18 protein-coding genes and 1 pseudogene are annotated in these 20897 nt (G+C 36.6%); 5 read left to right on the top strand and 14 right to left on the bottom strand.

From position 1 onward, the window contains the following. Positions 1 to 299 precede the first annotated feature (299 nt). From parC to JFU20_RS24830, 7 genes and pseudogenes are all read right to left on the bottom strand, one after another. Positions 300 to 2722: pseudogene (parC, locus tag JFU20_RS24860) on the bottom strand (DNA topoisomerase IV subunit A). A 1-nt stretch (position 2723) separates the two neighbouring features. Next, on the bottom strand, positions 2724 to 4688 hold the full coding sequence (parE, locus tag JFU20_RS24855) for a DNA topoisomerase IV subunit B (RefSeq protein ID WP_002014314.1): 1965 nt from the start codon (positions 4686 to 4688) through the stop codon (positions 2724 to 2726). 377 nt (positions 4689 to 5065) lie between these two features. Continuing rightward, positions 5066 to 5479, bottom strand: a complete 414-nt coding sequence (locus tag JFU20_RS24850; protein WP_002014313.1) for a CoA-binding protein — start codon at positions 5477 to 5479, stop codon at positions 5066 to 5068. Positions 5480 to 5558: 79 nt separating this feature from the next. Beyond that, positions 5559 to 6800, bottom strand: a complete 1242-nt coding sequence (locus tag JFU20_RS24845; RefSeq protein ID WP_002014311.1) for a S1C family serine protease — start codon at positions 6798 to 6800, stop codon at positions 5559 to 5561. A 203-nt stretch (positions 6801 to 7003) separates the two neighbouring features. Further along, positions 7004 to 7681, bottom strand: a complete 678-nt coding sequence (locus JFU20_RS24840) for a response regulator transcription factor (RefSeq protein WP_002014310.1) — start codon at positions 7679 to 7681, stop codon at positions 7004 to 7006. Positions 7682 to 7699: 18 nt separating this feature from the next. Beyond that, positions 7700 to 8152, bottom strand: coding sequence for an anaerobic ribonucleoside-triphosphate reductase activating protein (gene nrdG, locus JFU20_RS24835; protein ID WP_002165281.1), 453 nt, complete (start codon positions 8150 to 8152; stop codon positions 7700 to 7702). Then, on the bottom strand, positions 8149 to 10005 hold the full coding sequence (locus tag JFU20_RS24830) for an anaerobic ribonucleoside triphosphate reductase (protein WP_002014307.1): 1857 nt from the start codon (positions 10003 to 10005) through the stop codon (positions 8149 to 8151). The genes nrdG and JFU20_RS24830 overlap by 4 nt, the downstream gene beginning before the upstream one ends. Positions 10006 to 10230: 225 nt before the next feature. Here JFU20_RS24830 and plsY point away from each other — a divergent pair, with 225 nt between their 5' ends. Together plsY and JFU20_RS24820 are read left to right on the top strand one after the other, a co-directional pair. Next, the gene (gene plsY / locus JFU20_RS24825) at positions 10231 to 10827 is read left to right on the top strand and encodes a glycerol-3-phosphate 1-O-acyltransferase PlsY (RefSeq protein ID WP_002014306.1); all 597 of its coding nucleotides are present in this window, start codon (positions 10231 to 10233) and stop codon (positions 10825 to 10827) included. A 109-nt stretch (positions 10828 to 10936) separates the two neighbouring features. Next, the gene (locus tag JFU20_RS24820) at positions 10937 to 11227 is read left to right on the top strand and encodes a HesB/YadR/YfhF family protein (protein ID WP_002014303.1); all 291 of its coding nucleotides are present in this window, start codon (positions 10937 to 10939) and stop codon (positions 11225 to 11227) included. Positions 11228 to 11304: 77 nt separating this feature from the next. Here the strand turns inward: JFU20_RS24820 and JFU20_RS24815 are convergent, their stop codons facing one another. Further along, a complete protein-coding gene (locus tag JFU20_RS24815; protein WP_000495812.1) occupies positions 11305 to 11724 on the bottom strand; it encodes an acyl-CoA thioesterase in 420 nt (139 codons plus the stop codon). Between the two features lie 109 nt (positions 11725 to 11833). Between JFU20_RS24815 and JFU20_RS24810 the strand changes: the two genes are divergently transcribed. Next, on the top strand, positions 11834 to 13126 hold the full coding sequence (locus tag JFU20_RS24810) for a glycoside hydrolase family 18 protein (RefSeq protein ID WP_201038970.1): 1293 nt from the start codon (positions 11834 to 11836) through the stop codon (positions 13124 to 13126). 76 nt (positions 13127 to 13202) lie between these two features. On the opposite strand, the gene sspN is transcribed toward JFU20_RS24810, so the two are convergent. From sspN to JFU20_RS24790, 4 genes are all read right to left on the bottom strand, one after another. Continuing rightward, positions 13203 to 13337 (bottom strand): acid-soluble spore protein SspN, encoded by a 135-nt coding sequence (sspN, locus tag JFU20_RS24805; RefSeq protein ID WP_000527988.1) that lies wholly within the window; start codon positions 13335 to 13337, stop codon positions 13203 to 13205. Between the two features lie 43 nt (positions 13338 to 13380). Then, entirely contained in the window at positions 13381 to 13524 is a 144-nt protein-coding gene (locus JFU20_RS24800; RefSeq protein ID WP_002014298.1) for an FbpB family small basic protein, read from the bottom strand. 131 nt (positions 13525 to 13655) lie between these two features. Further along, positions 13656 to 14603 carry a 3'-5' exonuclease gene (locus JFU20_RS24795; protein ID WP_016100849.1) on the bottom strand — a complete coding sequence of 316 codons (948 nt, stop codon included), beginning with the start codon at positions 14601 to 14603 and terminating at the stop codon, positions 13656 to 13658. A 115-nt stretch (positions 14604 to 14718) separates the two neighbouring features. Next, positions 14719 to 15294, bottom strand: a complete 576-nt coding sequence (locus JFU20_RS24790; protein ID WP_201038964.1) for a TlpA family protein disulfide reductase — start codon at positions 15292 to 15294, stop codon at positions 14719 to 14721. Between the two features lie 481 nt (positions 15295 to 15775). On the opposite strand from JFU20_RS24790, the gene JFU20_RS24785 reads away from it, so the two are divergent. Both JFU20_RS24785 and JFU20_RS24780 read left to right on the top strand, forming a co-directional pair. After that, entirely contained in the window at positions 15776 to 15988 is a 213-nt protein-coding gene (locus tag JFU20_RS24785; protein ID WP_002033553.1) for a hypothetical protein, read from the top strand. A gap of 11 nt (positions 15989 to 15999) precedes the next feature. After that, complete coding sequence (locus JFU20_RS24780) at positions 16000 to 16332, top strand: YmzC family protein (RefSeq protein ID WP_002066639.1); 333 nt, start codon at positions 16000 to 16002, stop codon at positions 16330 to 16332. A gap of 22 nt (positions 16333 to 16354) precedes the next feature. Here the strand turns inward: JFU20_RS24780 and JFU20_RS24775 are convergent, their stop codons facing one another. Next, positions 16355 to 18070 (bottom strand): ABC transporter ATP-binding protein, encoded by a 1716-nt coding sequence (locus JFU20_RS24775; RefSeq protein WP_033707087.1) that lies wholly within the window; start codon positions 18068 to 18070, stop codon positions 16355 to 16357. A gap of 69 nt (positions 18071 to 18139) precedes the next feature. Continuing rightward, on the bottom strand, positions 18140 to 20863 hold the full coding sequence (gene acnA / locus JFU20_RS24770; RefSeq protein ID WP_088031057.1) for an aconitate hydratase AcnA: 2724 nt from the start codon (positions 20861 to 20863) through the stop codon (positions 18140 to 18142). Between the last annotated feature and the right edge of the window lie 34 nt (positions 20864 to 20897).

The following is a 20897-nucleotide window of genomic DNA, read 5'->3' as shown; positions in this document are numbered from 1 at the left end:
GTGGGGATAAAGAAAATCCCCACTGATTAAAGTTTCACTTTATGAGAACGATTTCATTTCATCATTATAACAAGATTATTTTTATATACATAATGATTTGCTTAGAAAAAAGCATCTTACTATCATTCATAGCAAGATGCTCCCTTTATCCCGCATTAACGCGCAGTAAGACTCCCACCTCAAAATAAGGCGAATGCGAGGGAAGTTAGGCGTGAGACCAACTTCCCGTAAAAGCCCGATTGGTGAAGGCTAATAATCAGTGGGGGGATGAAAAAAAAACCACTGATTAAAGTTTCACTTTATTCCGTTCTTTTCTTTGTCCACGTTTCAATTACTTCACCAGTATCATTAACATCTAGTACTAAACTACCATTACTATACCGGTCTTTATTTCGAAACGCTTTCGGATCAATTTCTTCTACAATGTGTTTCTCTGTCTTCATGTAAACTAATTCATCATCTCGAACAATTTCAATACCGACAATGCGGTACGGATTACGTTTTAACTCTTTAAAAATTACAAGGCCTCGCTTCGCCCTCGTTGATTTCTCAATTTCCGATGCCTTTATACGTTTCACAGCACCTCGCTGCGTAACGAGAATAAGTTGATCTTTTTCACCATTTAACGGTTTACCAGAAGCAACATAGTCATCTTCTTTTAAATTAATTGCTTTCACACCAGCTGCTCTGACACCAACTGGACTTACTTCTTCTTCATTGAATACAAGTGCATATGCACCATGTGTTGCAAGAACAATATCACTTGTCCCATCTGTCGCAAATATATCAACAACTTCATCATCTTTTTTCAAGTTTACAGCAACGAATGCCCGTGAATAACGCTGCACTTTATATTGGTTTAATTCTGTTTTCTTAATCATACCGTTTCGTGTAACAAATACGATAAATCGTTTTTCTTCTTCAAAATTCGGTACGACTGTTGCCCAAATTAACGATTCATCTCGCTCGAGTGAAACAAGATTCGCAACGTGTTGACCTAAATCTTTCCAACGAATTTCTGGCATTTCATACACAGGAAGATAAATATAATTTCCTTTGTTCGTAAATAAAAGAACGGTTTCTGTCGTGTTTGTATCGAAACGCTCAAGTAAGATGTCACCCTCTTTCATACCGAAGTATTTCCCGTTCGATGCATTATGCGAACGCCAACCTGTTCGTTTCACATAGCCTTCTTTCGTTACAGTAACGATGACATCTTCTTGCGGAATCATAACTTCCACATCGATTTTAATTTCTTCAATTTCCTCTTCAATTATCGCACGGCGATTATCACTATATGTTTTCTTTACTCTCTTCAAATCTGTTTTAATAACTTGAAAAAGTCTTTTTTCACTTTGTAAAATTGACTGTAACTCTATAATTTTCTTACTAAGTTCCGCTGCTTCTTGCTCTAGCGCTGTAATATCTGTATTTGTTAAACGATATAATTGCAGTGAAACAATTGCTTCTGACTGCGCCTCTGTAAATCCAAATTTCGCACTTAAATTATCTTTCGCATTACGCTTATCTTTAGACCCACGGATTGTTTCAATCACTTCATCTAAAATTGATAATGCTTTCTTTAAACCTTCTACAATATGCTGACGATTTTCTGCTTTTCTTAATTCATATTGTGAGCGTCTTGTAACAACTTCTTTCTGATGTCCAATATATGCATCCAAAATCTTAGGTAATGTCATAAGTGTCGGACGACGATTATTTATCGCTACCATATTAAAGTTGTATGGAATTTGTAAATCTGTATTTTTATATAAATAATTTAAAATACCTTCAGCATTCGCTTCTTTTTTAATTCTACAACGATACGAAGACCTGTACGATCTGTCTCATCACGTACTTCAGCAATTCCATCTAGCTTTTTATCTATACGTAATTCATCCATTTTCTTAACAAGATTCGCTTTATTTACTTCGTACGGAATTTCTGTAATAACGATTTGTTGCTTCCCGCCACGAATCGTTTCAACCTCTGCTTTTCCGCGAATAATAATTTTACCTTTACCTGTTTCATACGCTTTTTTAATGCCATCTATCCCTTGTATAATACCACCTGTAGGGAAATCTGGTCCTTTAATAACTGTTAACAAGTCCTCCACAGAACTATTCGGTTGATCGATACGCATAATTGTAGCATCAATTACTTCTCCAAGATGATGCGGTGGAATTTCTGTTGCATAACCAGCGGAAATCCCTGTAGATCCGTTCACTAATAAGTTTGGGAACATTGCCGGTAATACAATAGGTTCTTCACTCGTATCATCAAAGTTTGACACGAATTCTACTGTTTCTTTATCAAGATCACGTAATAACTCAGATGCGATTGGTGATAAACGTGCTTCCGTATAACGCATTGCCGCTGCTGGATCCCCATCAACACTACCGTTATTTCCGTGCATTTCAACTAAAACATTACGTACTTTCCAAGTTTGACTTAAACGGACCATCGCCTCATATACAGAGGAATCACCATGTGGATGATAATTACCGATAACATTACCTACTGTTTTAGCTGATTTACGAAACGCTTTATCATGTACGTTTCCTTCTACATACATAGAATATAAAATACGTCTTTGTACCGGTTTTAAACCGTCACGCGCATCTGGAAGCGCGCGGTCTTGAATAATATATTTACTATAACGTGCAAAGCGGTCACCTAACACGTCTTCAAGCGGGAGGTCATGAAACTTCTCTGCCTGCATGTTATTCCACCTCCGTCTCCATAATCATTTCATTTTCTAAAATATTTCCTTCTTCTTGCATACCAAATTGTACATTACGCTCAATCCATTTACGGCGAGGTTCTACTTTATCCCCCATCAATGTCGTAACTCGGCGCTCAGCTCTTGATGCATCGTCAATTTTCACACGGATTAACGTACGTGTTTCAGGGTTCATCGTTGTTTCCCATAATTGATCGGCATTCATTTCGCCAAGTCCTTTATAGCGCTGCAACATGTAGCCTTTACCGACCTTTTTCGTTACATCACCTAATTCTTCATCAGACCATGCATATTCAATTACTTCACTTTTCCCTTTTCCTTTACTTACTTTATATAAAGGTGGAAGTGCGATAAATACTTTACCAGCTTCAATAAGTGGTTTCATATAACGGTAGAAGAACGTCAGTAGTAACACTTGAATATGTGCTCCATCCGTATCTGCATCGGTCATAATAACAACTTTATCGTAGTTAATATCTTCAACAGCGAACTCATTCCCTACGCCTCCGCCAATTGCGTAAATAATCGTATTGATCTCTTCGTTCTTAAAAATATCAGCAAGCTTTGCTTTTTCCGTGTTAATTACTTTACCACGTAATGGTAGTACCGCTTGGAAACGACGATCTCGCCCTTGCTTTGCTGAACCACCAGCCGAGTCACCCTCTACTAAATACAATTCGTTTTTCTGAGGATTACGTGATTGTGCAGGTGTTAACTTCCCGCTTAAAGTACCTTCTGATTTTTTCTTCTTCTTACCAGTACGCGCTTCTTCTCTCGCTTTACGAGCAGCCTCACGTGCTTGTGCTGCTTTAATTGCCTTTCTCACAAGAAGTGTAGCTACATCCGGGTTTTCTTCTAAAAAGTAAGCTAAATGCTCAGATACAATTGCATCAATTGAAGAACGAGCTTCACTTGTACCTAGTTTCCCTTTCGTTTGCCCTTCAAACTGGAGTACGTCTTCTGGTACACGTACAGAAACAATCGAAGCTAATCCTTCTCGAATATCTGTACCCTCTAAATTTTTGTCTTTTTCTTTTAATAAAGAAACTTTACGAGCATACTCATTGAACACACGTGTCATTGCTGTTTTAAATCCAGCTTCGTGTGTACCACCGTCTTTTGTACGTACATTATTTACAAACGAAAGAATGTTTTCTGAGTAACCATCATTAAACTGAAACGCTAACTCTGCTTCAATTCCATTTTGCTCACCCGAGAAATATACAACTGGATGAATCGAATCTTTCTCTTCGTTTAAGTATGAAACGAAAGCCTCAATTCCTGTTTCATAATGAAACACATCTTCTAAATCATTACGTTCATCTTTTATCGAGATTTTCATTCCTTTTAATAAGAATGCAGATTCACGTAATCTCTCACATAATGTTTCATAATTATAATTTGTTGTGCTGAAAATAGTTGTATCTGGTTTGAAGTGCATCGTTGTACCAGACTCTTTCGTTTTCCCGATTTTCTCTAACGTCGTTGCAGGAGTACCACCGTTTTCAAAGCGTTGTTCATAAATGCTACCATCTCGCTTAATCGTTACTACTAGCCATTCTGATAAGGCGTTTACAACTGATGCCCCAACACCGTGTAAACCACCACTCGTTTTATAGCCTCCTTGGCCAAACTTACCACCAGCATGAAGTACTGTTAAAATAACTTCAGGTGTCGGCTTTCCAAGCTTATGCATTCCCGTAGGCATTCCTCGCCCTTTATCAATTACGCTAATACTATTATCTTTATGTATTACGACAGAAATTTCGTCGCCAAATCCCGCTAATGCTTCATCAACGGAGTTATCTACTATTTCATATACTAAATGATGCAATCCACGGCTATCCGTACTCCCGATATACATACCCGGGCGTTTTCGAACGGCTTCAAGTCCTTCTAACACTTGAATTGCATCTTCATTATATTGGAACTGATGCTTCGCCAAACTCCTTGCCCCTTTCCTAATCAAATCAGAACATATGTTTCTATTATAGAATAACGCCTCGACTATAGTTTTGGCAAGTTATCTTATCTCTTTTATATACTATTTTCAATAGAAAAATCCTTGTTTTTTTCACAAGGATTCCTCTAGGCTACTATTTCAGAAAAATAATCGTTTGTCAACGAGAAATGGATATGTATTCCAACATTATACATTCCAAACCTTTATCATGATCCAAATGATCAATATCCAAAATGGGATAACAAGTAACAATCCCCAAAAACAGCCTTTAAAAAATCTCATGATGAACACCTCGTTCATCCGCCCTACTTATGTAAAAAGCGAGGGCTGAATCAATCTTTCTATCTTTAAAATCTATACTATTTTGTCATTACATGCTCTACTTTAATGCAACGATCCATTATTACTGTGTAGCCTTTTTCTTGTAAAAGTTTATATGTATCTTCATCTTGTACTCCTAATTGTGCCCAGAAAACATCTGCATCAATCTCTACAAACTCTTTCGCAACATCCTTTAAAAATTCTGAGCGACGAAACACATTTACAATATCAACATGTTCTTTAATATCCGTCAGTGAAGAAACCGCCTTTTCTCCGAGTACTTCATCTACTGTTGGATTTACTGGAATAATGCGGTACCCAGCATCTTGCATTGCTTTTGAAACCATATACGATGTGCGTTCTGGCTTATCTGATAATCCAACAACTGCAATCGTTTTACTTTTCTTTAATACTTCACCAATTTCCGTACGAGTTGGGTTTTCAATTATCATAATTTATCCCTCCTATTTCTTTAGTATATCCGATAAAGAAAGTCTCTTTCAACATGAAAGAGACTTTCTTTTATTCCGATTATTGATTCTTTGTAGCTGAATTATCTGCTAATGTAGCTGTTTTCGTCATTTTTTGGCCATTGCGATAGAATGTAACTTCTACTTTCTCGCCTACTTTTTTCTTTTCATATAAATATTTACGGAATTGAAGTGAATTCTCTACTTTTTGATCATCTAACGCTACTACTATATCATATTGCTCTAAACCAGCTTTTTCCGCTGGTGATATTGGATAGATTTTACCTAATACAACGCCGTTTGTTACTTCTTTTGGCACTTTTAATTGATTTACTGCATAAGCTTGCACATCTTCTAATGAAACGACACCGACTCCTAGTGCTGGACGTTTCACCACTCCTTCTTTTTCAAGGGATTCAATAACTGGCTTTGCAATATTAATTGGAATAGCAAATCCAATTCCTTCAACTTCTTGTTGTGCAATTTTACTTGAATTAATCCCAATTATTTCACCGTTTTGGTTAAATAACGCACCACCACTATTACCTGGGTTAATCGCTGCATCTGTTTGAATAACTTGAGCATTCCAATCTGCACGCTTATCGCCATCAATATCTACTGGAATTTCACGTTCTTTGCTACTAATAATACCTTCTGTTACACTTCCATCAAACCCAAGTGGGTTACCGATTGCAATCGCTTTTTCACCCGCACGAAGTTTACTTGAATCACCTAAAGTGGCAACTTTATTTACATTAGATCCATCAATTTCTACAACCGCTAAATCTAACCAAGGGTCTTTCCCTACAAGCTTTGCATCTACCTTTTTACCATCACTTAGTTTTACAGCAAGTTTATTTGCTCCATCTACTACATGGTTGTTCGTTACAATATACGCTTTATTTCCTGCTTTTTTATAAATAACACCTGATCCTGAGCCAGCTTGTTGCTCTTGGCCTGTCGGTTGCATTGCAAATGGATCAACACTTTGTTGCATATTAATAACACCTACAACAACATCCTTCGCGCCTTCGATCATTCCCGGTAAATCAGTTTCATTTTTCGCTTTATTTACAACTGGAACTACAGTTCCTTCTACTTGTTTATTAGAATTGAATGACGAAACAGCTGCATTATTATTTTGCACCCATGGCATGTACGGTGCTGCAAAACTAATCGAAACCGCCCCGACTACAGCTCCAACTAAACCTGTGAAAAAATATCCTTTTTTACTACCTGATTTTTTCACTTCTCTCGTTTCACTATGCTCTTCATTCAAATTCGGTCCGTCGTAATATCCCATGTTTTATTTCCCCTCCCTGGTGAATTCGTACTTTCAGTATAGTCACATTTTGTGTCCTTCTTGTGAACTCATCGTGAAATCCAATTAAAAAAATACTCCTATCTACCATTGTAGACAAAAAAAGTATTTTTTGTACATTCCACCTACAAAGGAGAGTGTAAATTTGCTATATCCCAAAGCCGAGATGCATAGTAACTTAAAGGTTATTCTTCGAATTTGTAACCTACTCGAATAACAGTGCCGATATGCTTCGCCTTATCTCCTAGCTTATTTCGCAGTTTTTTAATATGTGTATCAACCGTTCGGTCATCACCGTAGTAATCATATCCCCATAACTGATCTAATAAATGTTGACGTGACAACACAATTCCTTTGTTCTCCATTAAATAAACAAGAAGTTCAAACTCCTTATGTGTCAATATAATTTCTTCACCATCTACTAAAACTGTTCTAGATAGTCGATTCACTTCTATTCCAGCTAAAGACATAGTATTTTCTTCTGATACTCCTACCGCTCCATCCGCACGTTTCAATAACGTCTTCGCGCGAGCTACTAACACTTTCGGGCTAAATGGTTTCGTTACATACTCATCTGCACCTAATTCAAAACCTAGTAATGTATCATCCTCATCCGAACGTGCTGTTAGCATAATAATTGGTACTGCTGATTCTTTTCTAATTCGTCTACAAACAGACCATCCATCTATTTCTGGTAACATAATATCTAACATAATTAAATCAATTTCATGCTCTGCAAATAATTCTAACGCTTTTTTCCCGTCTTCTGCTTCGATTACTTCAAAGCCTTCATTACGAAAATAATCACTAACAATTTCACGTAATCTTCTTTCATCTTCAACAAGTAATACTGTTTTATTCATATAATCTATCCCGCCTTTTTACTCTTTCAATCGAATAATACGTTGATTGGAGCTTCCGCGAAATGGAAGTGTTAAATCTTTTTTCTCGATTTCAAATCTTCCATCGACTAAAACATCCCCATACTGTAACAACTCTATCATATCATTATTTCGAGAACTCTGTATCTCTTCTAACGTATAACCTGTATACATCCATAGATTTTTTTTCAAATCTTTCACAGCTTTTGCTACTTTTTTCACTTCAGCAGCTTGGAAGAATGGATCTCCACCTGAAAATGTTACATCTGTTAATGAATTACTTTCAATCTCTTTCACAATTTCTTCTACCGTCATTTCAGTTCCATTGCAAACATTCCAAGATTTCGGGCTATGGCACCCGAAACAACGATGCGGACAGCCCGCAAAAAACACGACTGTCCGCAACCCTTCTCCATCTACTACACTATCATGAATGATATTCATAACTTTCATTTATGCTTCACCCGATCCATCTCTTCACTACGTTTCGCACTATTCCACTTCGACATATCTCCTACAAGATAGCCCGTTATACGGCGAATTCTTTCTATATTAGCCTCATCTTCATTTCCACAGCTTGGACATTCATTCCCAATAACTCCGTGATAACTACAGCACTTACAACGATCAACAGGATGATTTATTGAACCGTACCCAACGCCATTCTCTGCCATCGCTTGCACAATTTGCTTTAATGCCTTCTTGTTATGCATAGCTGCTCCGTCTAGTTCAATATACGTAATATGTCCCCCGTTACATAGGGCATGGAAAGGTCCTTCTAAACGAATTTTATTTATCGCTTGAATGTTATAATAAACTGGAATATGGAATGAATTCGTATAGTAATTATGGTTCGTTATACCGCTAATCTCACCAAATTCTTCTCTATCTTTTTTCACAAATTTACCTGATAAACCTTCTGCAGGCGTTGCAATTACAGAGAAATTGAGTTGATGTTCTTCCATCGCCTTATCCATTCTCTCTCTCATAAAGGAAATAATTTCATATCCAAGCTTCCACGATTCTTCATTTTCTCCATGATGCTTTCCAGTTAACGCTACTAAACATTCTGCAAGACCGATAAAACCAAGACTTAACGTCCCTTGTTTTAAAATCGGTGCCACAGCATCTTCAGGTTGTAACGTCTCTCCACCGCGCCATACACCTTGTGAATATAAGAACTGAAAATCTCTTGCTCTCTTTGTACATTGATAAGCAAATCTCTCTAATAATTGCTTAACGCCTAAATCTAAATAATAACTTAGCGCTTCAAAAAACGCTTCTTTTGAACCACTAATTAGCGCTAATTTCACTAAATTAATAGAAGTAAACGATAAATTCCCTCTTCCAATTGCTGTTTCTTCCCCATGTATATTAGACATAACACGAGTACGGCACCCCATATAACATACTTCACTTTCAGGTCGTCCATCATAGTGCACTGCATTAAACGGAGCATCTAAAAACGAAAAGTTAGGGAATAATCGCTCAGCGGTCGTTTCTAACGCTAATTCAAATAAATCATAGTTCGGATCACACTCTTCAAAGTTCACACCTTTTTTCATTTTGAAAATTTGAATAGGAAAAATCGGTGTTTCCCCTTTCCCAAGACCAGCTTGCGTTGCTTTTAACAGCTGCTTAATTAACAGTCTTCCTTCTTTCGATGTGTCTGTTCCGTAGTTAATAGAAATAAACGGTACCTGTCCCCCGCCCCTACTATGCATACTATTTGAATTATGAACGAAAGCCTCACACGCCTGATACGTATCATTTTCTGTTTCTTTCCATGCAAATTCCTCTATTTGTTCTTTCGTAAGCGGATATGACTGTAGTCGTTTTTTATGTCTCTTTACTGTTTTTCTCACATATGGAGCTAAATCAATATCAAAGAGTGCAAACGATTGACCACCGTGCTGCATATTTTGGTTCGCCTGAAAAATAATTGAAGAAAGCGCCAACGCACTTTTAATGTCTTGTGGTTGTCTCATATGTCCATGTCCAGTATGAAAACCGTTAGCTAGCATTTGCGCTAACGGAATTTGCGAACAAGTCGTTGTTCCTGTTGCATAAAAATCTAAATCATGTGGATATAATATATTTTGATCTATCGCTTTTTTCACTTGATCTGATAATAATTTTTCTACTGCATAATACTTTGCGCTCTCAGATGCGAACGTTCCCATTACCCCCATTGGAGATCGACCATCTACATTTGCATTTTCCTGCATTAAATCTTGTTCATTACCGTGGATAATTGTCTCAAATACTTTCATTAATTCTTTTCCACGTACATTTTGTTTCAACATTCATAACCCTCCACCAACATGTTGTTGTCTTTTGATTAAAATCATACAACATATAGTTCTTCTGTTCCTGTGAAAAATGTAACATTCCTGTGAAAGTTTTTTTAAAAATTAATGACTTTTTCATTTATAAAAAAGAAATGTGCTCTTTACAAATGTATGGTACAATAAATGGGAAAAACTCTTTTTACCCTTTATCAACACATTTGTATAAAGGAGACTGAACTCATGGTTATTACATATCTTTTATTTATCGTTGCCTATCTACTCGGTTCGATTCCATTTGCATTAGTCGTTGGAAAAATTGGTTATGGAATCGACATTCGTGAGCATGGAAGCGGTAATCTAGGCGGAACAAATACATTCCGTACATTAGGGAAAAAAGCAGGTTTTATCGTAACAATTGCTGACATTTTAAAAGGTACATTAGCAACAGGTCTACCGATTATTTTCGGGTCAGATATTCACCCACTATGGTTTGGATTAGCCGCTGTTCTTGGACATGTCTATCCGATCTTCGCAAAATTCCGCGGTGGGAAAGCAGTTGCAACTTCTGCTGGGGTGCTATTATGCTATTCACCAGTTGTTTTTGCAATATTAGCTGTTGTCTTTTTCAGCCTTTTATTTACAACAAGATACGTATCACTTTCTTCTATGATAACAGCTGTCGTTGCTGTTATTGCATCCATTGTTAGCGGGGATAAAATCTTCATTATTGCGATGTGTTTATTAGCAGGTATGGTTATTTATAAACACCGTGCAAATATCGGACGAATTATAAATAAAACTGAACCAAAAGCAAACTTTTCAAAAAAGCAAAAATAAGATCGTAACCCACATAACGCAAAAAGAAAACGTGAAGCATATTAATAGCGTCTTTTTGCGTTATTTTTTATACTAAAAGAAAAAGCAACATAATTTGGAGGAACTATACATGAATCTTTCCGTAACAAAAGAAGCAGCACAATGGTATAAAAACGAATTAAACTTACAATCGGGTGAAACAATACGCCTTTTCGTACAATACGGCGGTTGCAGTACTGTGCAAAAAGGACTTTCTTTAGGTATTCGTAAAGATGACCCTGCGCACCCTGCTGTTCAAACTCAAGAAGAAGGTATTAACTTCTTTATTGAAAGCGATGATGAGTGGTTCTTCGATGGACATAATTTATTAGTTACACTTAACGACGGTGATGATTTCCCTCAATTTAATTATGAAAAATAAAAAAGCGTGGCTTCTGCCACGCTTTTTTTATCCTGCTATTTGCGGGTAGTAAGACCCCCACTGATTAAAGTTTCACTTTATTTCTTTTTAATTTCCTCATATTTCGCATACCACTCAGGATATAATTTTTTAAATGATACAGGGCGGAACCCTTCTTTTTTCGCACAAATATTCGTCGTGCTTGCAGTAATACAAAGTTCGCCATCACCATTATAAATTTCATATCCATATACAACGCGGAGCGGGCTCACAGTATCAACCCACGTTTTCACAATAGCTTTTTCTCCATAACGCATCGCTTTACGATATGAAATTTGTAAGTCTAACACAGGAGAAATAATTCCCTCTTTCTCCATTTCAACATATGAAAATCCTAAATCTTGTATAAGTTTAGTGCGCCCTAGTTCAAGCCACACTAAATAGTTTGAATGGTAAACAACACCCATTTGATCTGTTTCCGCATAACGGATTTCAACTTCATGTTCTGCTACAAACATTTCTATTCGCCTTCTTTCACTTCTGTTCCCTTGCATACATTTAATCATAATACAGTGGAATCAAAAATAAAATAAAAACAGTGAATCTTTTACCGAAAGGGGCAAGCACATGATTCAAATTGTAACTGTTCGTAGCGGTGATAGCGTATATAGTTTAGCCTCAAAATATGGATCTACACCTGAAGAGATTGTAAAAGACAATGGACTAAATCCAGCCGAAACACTCGTTGTTGGTCAGGCACTTATCGTTAATACGAAAGGCAATAATTATTATGTACAGCCAGGTGACAGCCTTTATCGAATTTCTCAAACGTATAACGTCCCTCTCGCCAGTTTAGCTAAAGTTAATAACCTTTCATTAAAATCTATTCTCCATGTCGGACAGCAATTATATATACCGAAAGGAACAAAACGAGCAGTAGAATCCATTGCTTATTTACAGCCTTCAACAATACCGATAAAAGAAAGTTTAGTAAATGCTACACGTGCTATTAATCCATTTTTAACATATTTAGCCTACTTCAGCTTTGAAGCAAAAAGAGACGGCACTTTAAAAGAACCGACGGAAACAGCGAAAATCGCTAATATTGCAACGCAAGGTAACACCATCCCTATGCTCGTTATTACAAATATTGAAAATGGAAATTTCAGTGCCGATCTGACCTCGGTTATTTTACGCGATGCAACAATTCAAAACAAGTTTATTACTAACATTTTGCAAACAGCTGAAAAATATGGCATGCGAGACATTCATTTCGATTTCGAGAGTGTGGCACCTGAAGATCGCGAAGCGTATAATCGTTTTTTACGAAATGTGAAAACACGCTTACCTAGCGGGTACACATTAAGTACAACACTTGTACCGAAAACGAGCTCAAATCAAAAAGGGAAATTTTTTGAGGCTCACGATTATAAAGCACAAGGACAAATTGTTGATTTCGTCGTCATTATGACATACGACTGGGGTTGGCAAGGTGGACCACCGATGGCGATTTCCCCTATTGGTCCTGTAAAAGAAGTACTTCAATATGCAAAATCTCAAATGCCCCCACAAAAAATTATGATGGGGCAAAATTTATATGGATTTGATTGGAAACTTCCTTTCAAACAAGGGAATCCACCCGCAAAAGCAGTTAGCTCTGTCGCAGCTGTTGCACTTGCTCGTAAATACAATGTTCCTATCCGCTATGATTTCACAGCCCAAGCTCCACATTTTAATTACTTTGATGAAAACGGCGTACAACACGAGGTTTGGTTTGAAGATTCGAGGTCTATTCAAAGTAAATTCAATTTAATGAAAGAACAAGGCATTGGCGGTATTAGTTACTGGAAGATTGGTCTACCATTCCCACAAAATTGGCGTTTACTCGTTGAAAACTTTACAATTACGAAAAAAGGCTGACGAAAGTCAGCTTTTTAAATATTTTTATAATATTATCCAAACACACAAAAAGGAGAATGATGACATTCTCCTTTTTTTAACCGTTATCAACAATTGGTTGTTTGCCAGTTTGGTCTTGCATTTGCTTCCCTTTATTGCCACCAGCTTTTTTCGATTGTGTTCCAATTTGATTTGGTGCAAAGTCTTTTGAATTTTTTTTCGGATTACCCATTACTATCGCCTCCTTAACACTAGTATCGTACTAGTGTTAAGAATTATTCAGCCTGCTTAAAAAGTTTCATTTCATAACGTTTTTCAATTCGTTTTTCAATTCGATCCATTGCATCACGATCGCTTAATAATTGTTGTTTATTTTCATTTACAAGTTCTTCAAACGATCTACGGCGACTTCTTCTCATGTTGCTCACCCTTTCTTCTACGCTTTCTTATTACATAGTATGAGCAAATGAAAAACTCTTTAATCAGATTTGTAAGAAAATTTTATGTTTTGATAAAAAATCCCATGCGCATATATTGCACATGGCATTTTTTACACCATCGTATTTAAATATTTTTTAATTTCTTCATCCGCATTTACTTTATTTGCTCTATATTCATCCAGCGCTCGTAATACAGAATCGTATTCTGCTACAATGTAGCTCTCTAGCTTCAAAATGTCCTCTACACTGTCAATCATAATTCTCGTGTTGCCAATCTCACTTTTCAATGCTGCCTCGTATGTTAAGCTCGTACAAATTTCTCTTACATCGTCTTCCATTTTTTCTGTTAACACATATTTCTTTCGCCCTTTGACCTTTAACCTTATAATTGGGTAAAAGGCTTTTATATCTAAATAACTCCCAACATTCATACAACGAATCCACTCAATATCACGTTTATTTCGTACAAGCATTTCTTTTACTGCTTCAAATACCGCTGTTTCATCAAGTACTTCCTTATTCGCTTTTCTTTTTCCTTCTTCTTCAACCGCTGCACATTTTTGATAAACAGCCGCACACGTAATACAGTCGTCAAATGCATTATGAGAACTTAATCGAATTCCAAGCATTCGTTTTAACGTTTCAAGTTTATGATTAGGCGCATGCTTCATATATTTTTTCGCTAAAAACACAGTATCAATAACGTTATTTTTAGGCTCAGGTAGTCCAAGCATATTTACATTACTTTTTAAAAAACGCATATCAAAAGATGCATTATGAGCGACAATAACATTTGTATGTAAAAATGCTAAAAATAAAGGTAATACTTCTTCAATCGTCGGTGCATCTGAAACACGATAATTTGTAATACCTGTTAAACTTGTTATTCGGTCCGGAATTGAACGCTCCGGATTCACATAGGAAACAAATTGATCTACTAGTTCATGATTATGATATTTCACTGCTGCGACTTGAATAATTTTATCATTATAAGGGTTAAATCCTGTTGTTTCAAAATCAATTACAACATAATCTAACGGTAAGGATATATTCCCCACTCCAAACACTCCTTTACCTCTAAACGTTTATATTTCTTTTATCATAACATGCTGCTATCACTACGTGAAAAAGAAAAGGCAGAAATGGTAACTTTCCATCTCTACCTTTTCACCGTTATTTTAATTTAGCAATCCGTTTCTCCATCTCTTTTTGCGTCATCGGTCCAATGAACTTATCTTGAATGACACCTTCTGTATCAATAAAATAAGAAGTTGGAATGGTAATTACTTTATACGCTGTTGTCACATCAATGTTCTTGTCCAATAAAATAGGAAAAGTAATTCCTTTTTCTTTAGCGAAGTTCCTTACCTTTTCTTCTCCCCCTCCTTTTTCTGAAGGAGTATAGTTTATAGCTAAAATTTCTACGTTTTCTTTATGTTCTTTATAAAAGGCCTCCATATCAGGCATTTCTTGCTGACAAGGCCCACACCACGTTGCCCAAAAGTTTAAAATAACTTTCTTTCCTTTTAAATTGGATAACTTTACATTCGTTCCATCTATCTTTGCTAATTCAAAATCTGGTGCGCTCTTTCCAATTTCAATACCGTTCCTTGCGAAAATCTCTTTCATAGCAGCTTCACTTTTGACAGGCTTTTCTTGCATTACTTGATCCTCTTTACCAAACTGTTCATAAGCTGCATATCCCGCTAAACAAAGTAACACTACAATAATGGTAAGCTTCCGCCACATATTATATCACCCTTACGTGTTTATCTTCTTATTACATAATCACCAAAATACTATATACCTTATTTTAGCTTATACGGACAAGCTTGGAAATATTCACAGTCGAAATAGTTAGAATATTTATAGTCCATATGAAATATTTCCCTTTTTATCATATAATTAGAAATAAATACAAAACTTGCGAGGTGATATGTATTTTACAATTACTTATCAACCCTTTCACTTTTGTTTTTTTCACTTTACCATTACTATGTATTTTTTTTAGCGCCTTACTATACACATTCAAATGGGCTGCAATTATTATTTCTTTTACTGTTCCACTTATATTTTTCATTATCGTCTCTAAATTTAATATACACCTAGCTTTACAAAACTTAGACGCTTGGATTGTTTATAGTGCTGTTTATTCTGTACTTTCCTACATAACGCCAGCGCTAATACGAAGAAAACTGCACATGTAGAACTTTCAAAAAGGGGGATTTTTATGAATTTATTTGAAAAAATACTATTATATATTCTTAGTTTTATATTTTCCCCAATCGGGATTATCACTTGGATCATCTCGCTCTTCAGTAAAGATCCTGAAAAAAAGCAAGTTGGGCGTATTTGTCTCTTTATCGCTTTAATCTCATTTATCCTTTTAGCCGGTCTCGGTATTCTTAGTTTCTTCACGATGACTACCACTACTATACAATAGTTATAGAAAGGATGATTATTTTGGGAGAACATCCTATAAGTAAAGAACTTCGCTATATACGAATTTGTTTAGTTATTTTAGTAATCGTTCTCTTATTTTTCAACGGTGAAAGAGTCGTTGAAATTTCTACAAATCATGATTCCATAGAAAATGTTTCCACCAGTAATATGACTCAGATTGCTGAAAATACATTTGCTATTCAAGAATATAATCCATCACTAAGTAGCGAACGTACGGTCAAGATTTTCAAATATAATCCGGATACAAATCAACTTACTCTAGTCAAAGAGTTTAGTACTAACAATCCTGAGTCTTATACGTATCAACTTAATAAGAGTGAATAAAGATAAGAGCGCTATGTAGCTCTTATCTTTTTATTAGTATCTCTTTAAACAATGACTTACAATTTAATAGTTCTCTAGGATCCCCACATTCCACCATAATTCCATTCTTCATGACAACAACCCGATCTGCTATCATCGCCCTCTCGACATCATGTGTCGTCACAATTCTCGTTACATTCCCCTCTAGCCCTTTAAGCATATTCCAAACCATTTCTTGATTGCCCGGATCTAATCCCGCAGTCGGCTCATCTAAAACAATGAGATTCGGATTTGATACAATCGCTCGCAATAATGCAAGACGCTTTCTCTCTCCTCCCGAAAACTCTTCACCGCTTTTATGTAGTACAGTCTGAATACCTTCAGATAAACTCCTAATAATCGACTTCGCATTTACAAGTTCCATATTTTTTTCTAACTGTTTTTCTAAGCCCCCTTCCCCGAAATATATATTCTCTTTTACTGTCGTTCGAAAAAAACGTGGTTCCTGCCATATAGTAGTCATACGAGCTTTATTACCGTAATAAGTAATCTTGCCACTAGATGGTTTATATAACCCTGTTAATAACTTTAAAAGCGTCGTTTTTCCTGCACCACTTTCCCCCACAATAATAACGATTTCGCCAGGATTAATTTGCAAATGTATATTTTTAATTCTACATCTCTCTTCACCGTTCTCTTGAAATGAAACGTTTGTTAATTTCATTCCCATCGCTCTTTCTACATTTCTGTATTCAGCCGGTATATCTAAAAAGCCAAAAACTCGATTTGCCGAAGCAATAGCAACTTGTGTCATCATCAATAAATCACTCGCATAACGAACGGGGAAAAATAACATCTCAATTGTAGCTAATACCGCCACAAGCGAACCGACTTCCATATCCCCTTTTATTATTTTTTTTGCTCCTATAATAAGAACAACTATATATGCTCCTGTTTCTATTACCGTTCCAACTATCCCAATACAATGTTGTATCATCGTCTTCCTTACTTCTGTTTTATAAGATTTTACTGTCACTCCTTTAAATAAGCCAATTGCCCAGCTCTCTTTTTGTAAACTACGCAAATCTTGTATACCTTTTACAAATTGTGACACCATCTCTACAACAATTGATTGATTCTTTTGAGAAATACTCGCAATATTTCTTACCTTTCCCCCCATAAACATTGGAACCATTGCACTTAAAAATAAAAACGGGGTTATCCACCATATGAACTGTACATCGATATGTTGTAGAGCTATGAACGCACCAATAAATTGTGCAATAGCGTGGATGTATTCTATTAATAAAGATCCATATAACCTTACCCAATTTGGAATATCAGAAACGACTAATGTTTCTAACTCCCCTTGTTTTACCTTCTCACTTTCTTCAAACGGTAATAAGAAAAAATGACGTAATACATCTATACGCTTCTCTCGTAATATTCGCTGACTTACTTTTGAGCTTCCATAATCAAATAACAGATTGTTCACCCACATCAAAAAGCGGCTCCCCGCAAACAAAGCAATATATACATACGCACCTTTTAACTCCCGCTGAATAAGGTTATCTACAATTAGCCCCATAAATAGCGGACGGGATAAATTTAAAATGGCAGCTACTATTCCGCTACAAATTGCACTAATTAGCAATAGCTTTTCTTGCAACAACGGCAACATTATTCTTCTATACTCATTCATTGTCATTCCCCCAATTTTGCATAATAAAAGGAAAGGGATGAAACCAAATGGTTTCATCCCTTTCCCTCTGTACATAAAGTAAGGAAGCTAACAAATGTTAGCTTCCTTATCATTCATTTCAATTATTTAGTTCGACACTTTAGACTCTTCGATTTTCGAACGAAGAACCATTTGCAAGATACCACCGTGACGGTAGTAGTCAATTTCAACTTCACTATCGAAACGAGCTACTACTTCAAATTGCTTCTCTTTTCCTTCTGCATCGATTGCAACTACTTTTACAAGATCGCGTGGTCTAACCGTTTTGTCAATTTGAATTTCAAATGACTCGTCACCAACAAGACCTAATGTTTCAGCGCTGTCGCCATCTTTAAATTGAAGTGGTAATACGCCCATTAATACTAAGTTACTGCGGTGAATACGCTCGAAGCTTTCTGCGATTACTGCTTTAATACCTAATAAGTTTGTACCTTTCGCAGCCCAGTCACGAGAACTTCCCATACCGTAGTCTTTACCAGCAACAACTAGAAGGCCTGTGCCATCTTCTTTATACTTCATAGCAGCATCATAGATAGATGTTACTTCACCAGTTGGCCAATATGTTGTATATCCGCCTTCTGTTCCTGGTGCGATTTGGTTTTTAATACGGATGTTTGCAAATGTACCACGCATCATAACTTCATGGTTACCACGACGAGAACCGTAAGAGTTAAAGTCGACTGGTTGTACGCCGTTTTCTAGTAAATAACGTCCAGCTGGCGTGTGCTTACCAATTGAACCTGCTGGTGAAATGTGGTCTGTTGTTACAGAATCACCAAATTTACCAACTATGCGTAAACCTGATAATGTTTCAACTTCACCTGGCTCTTTAGATAATCCTTCGAAGAACGGTGGGTTTTGAATGTATGTTGAATCATTATCCCAAGTATATAAAGCTTCATTTGAAGTTTGGATTTCATTCCAGCGCTCATTGCTGTTAAATACTTGTGCATATTCTTTTTTGAACAATTCAGATGTAACAACACTTTGAACTACATCTTCAATTTCTTTAGCTGATGGCCAAATATCATTAAAGTAAACAGCATTACCATTTACATCTTTACCGATTTCATCATTTTTCAGGTCAATATCAACAGTACCTGCAAGTGCATATGCCACAACAAGTGGTGGTGATGCTAAGTAGTTTGCCTTTACAAGTGGGTGAATACGACCTTCAAAGTTACGGTTACCAGATAAAACAGATGTTACTAATAAATCATTTGCTGCGATTGCTTCTTCTAATTCCTCTGCTAATGGACCAGAGTTACCGATACAAGTCGTACAGCCGTAACCAACTGTTTGGAAACCTAATTGATCTAAATACGTTGTTAAACCAGACTTATCTAAGTACTCTGTAACAACTTTAGATCCTGGTGCTAACGATGTTTTTACGTAACCAGGTACTTTAAGTCCTTTTTCAATTGCTTTCTTCGCAACTAACCCTGCTCCAATTAACACGTACGGATTTGACGTATTTGTACAGCTTGTAATTGCAGCGATTGCAATTCCACCTGTTTTCATCGTTACTTCTTGATCTTTCAATGTAACTTTCACTTCTTTATCGAACTCTTGCTCATTGAATCCAAGTCCTTGTGTTCCAACTGGTGCTACAACAGCTTTATGGAACTCCTCTTTCATATCTGAAAGCGGGATTAAATCTTGCGGACGTTTCGGTCCAGAAAGGTTAGATTCGATTGTATTTAAATCAATTTCAACAAGATCAGTATAGATTGGATCTTTACTATCTGCTGTATAGAATAAACCGTTTGCTTTACAATATTCTTCAACAACGCGAATTTGTTCTTCATCTCTACCTGTTAAACGTAAGTATTCTAATGAAATATCGTCGATTGGGAAGAATCCACAAGTTGCACCGTATTCTGGTGCCATATTTGAAATTGTTGCACGGTCAGCTAAAGGCATGCTCTTTAGTCCACTACCGAAGAACTCAACAAATTTACCAACTACACCTTTTTGACGTAACACTTGTGTTACTTTTAATGCAACATCAGTTGCTGTTGTACCACTTGGAAGTGTACCAGTTAATTTCACACCGATTACTTCAGGTACTGGGAAATATGAAGGCTGTCCAAGCATTCCTGCTTCTGCTTCAATACCACCAACGCCCCATCCAAGAACACCAATACCATTAATCATTGTTGTATGTGAGTCAGTTCCAACTAATGAATCTGGGTATGCAACTAAGTCACCTTCAGCATTTTTCACCGCATGAACAACCGGTGCTAAATATTCAAGATTTACTTGGTGTACAATACCTGTTGCTGGTGGAACTGCACGGTAGTTATCAAATGATTTCTGTGCCCAGCTTAAAAATTTATAACGTTCTTCATTACGTTTAAACTCTAAGTCCATGTTGAATGCAAGCGAGTCTGCTGTACCCGCTCTATCAACCTGTACAGAGTGGTCAATTACAAGGTCTACAGTAATTTCTGGATTAATTTTATCAGGATCTCCGCCCATATCTGCCATTGCTTTACGAAGCGAAGCTAAATCTACAACAGCTGGAACACCTGTGAAGTCTTGTAAGATTACGCGAGATGGTTTAAACGGAACATCGATATCTTGAACATCTTTCGTTCCCCATTTCGCTAAATTTGTAACGTGTTCTTCTGTAATTACGCGTCCGTCTACTTGACGAAGTACAGATTCAAGTAAAACTTTCACGGAATATGGTAATTGAGATACGTTGCCAACCCCTGCGTTTTCAAGCGCTTTCAATTGATAATAATGATACGTCTTTCCATCTAGTTCAAAAGTTGCACGTGATTGAAATGGATTATGTTTGACCATTATGTTTCCCCCCTGTTAAACGTGACTAATTTGT

Origin of the sequence: Bacillus sp. TH30 (assembly GCF_016650875.1) — a bacterium.
In the GTDB taxonomy this organism is placed as follows: domain Bacteria; phylum Bacillota; class Bacilli; order Bacillales; family Bacillaceae_G; genus Bacillus_A; species Bacillus_A mycoides.
Note: the sequence above shows the minus strand (reverse complement) of the source record. Positions and strands in the feature narration are given on the sequence as shown.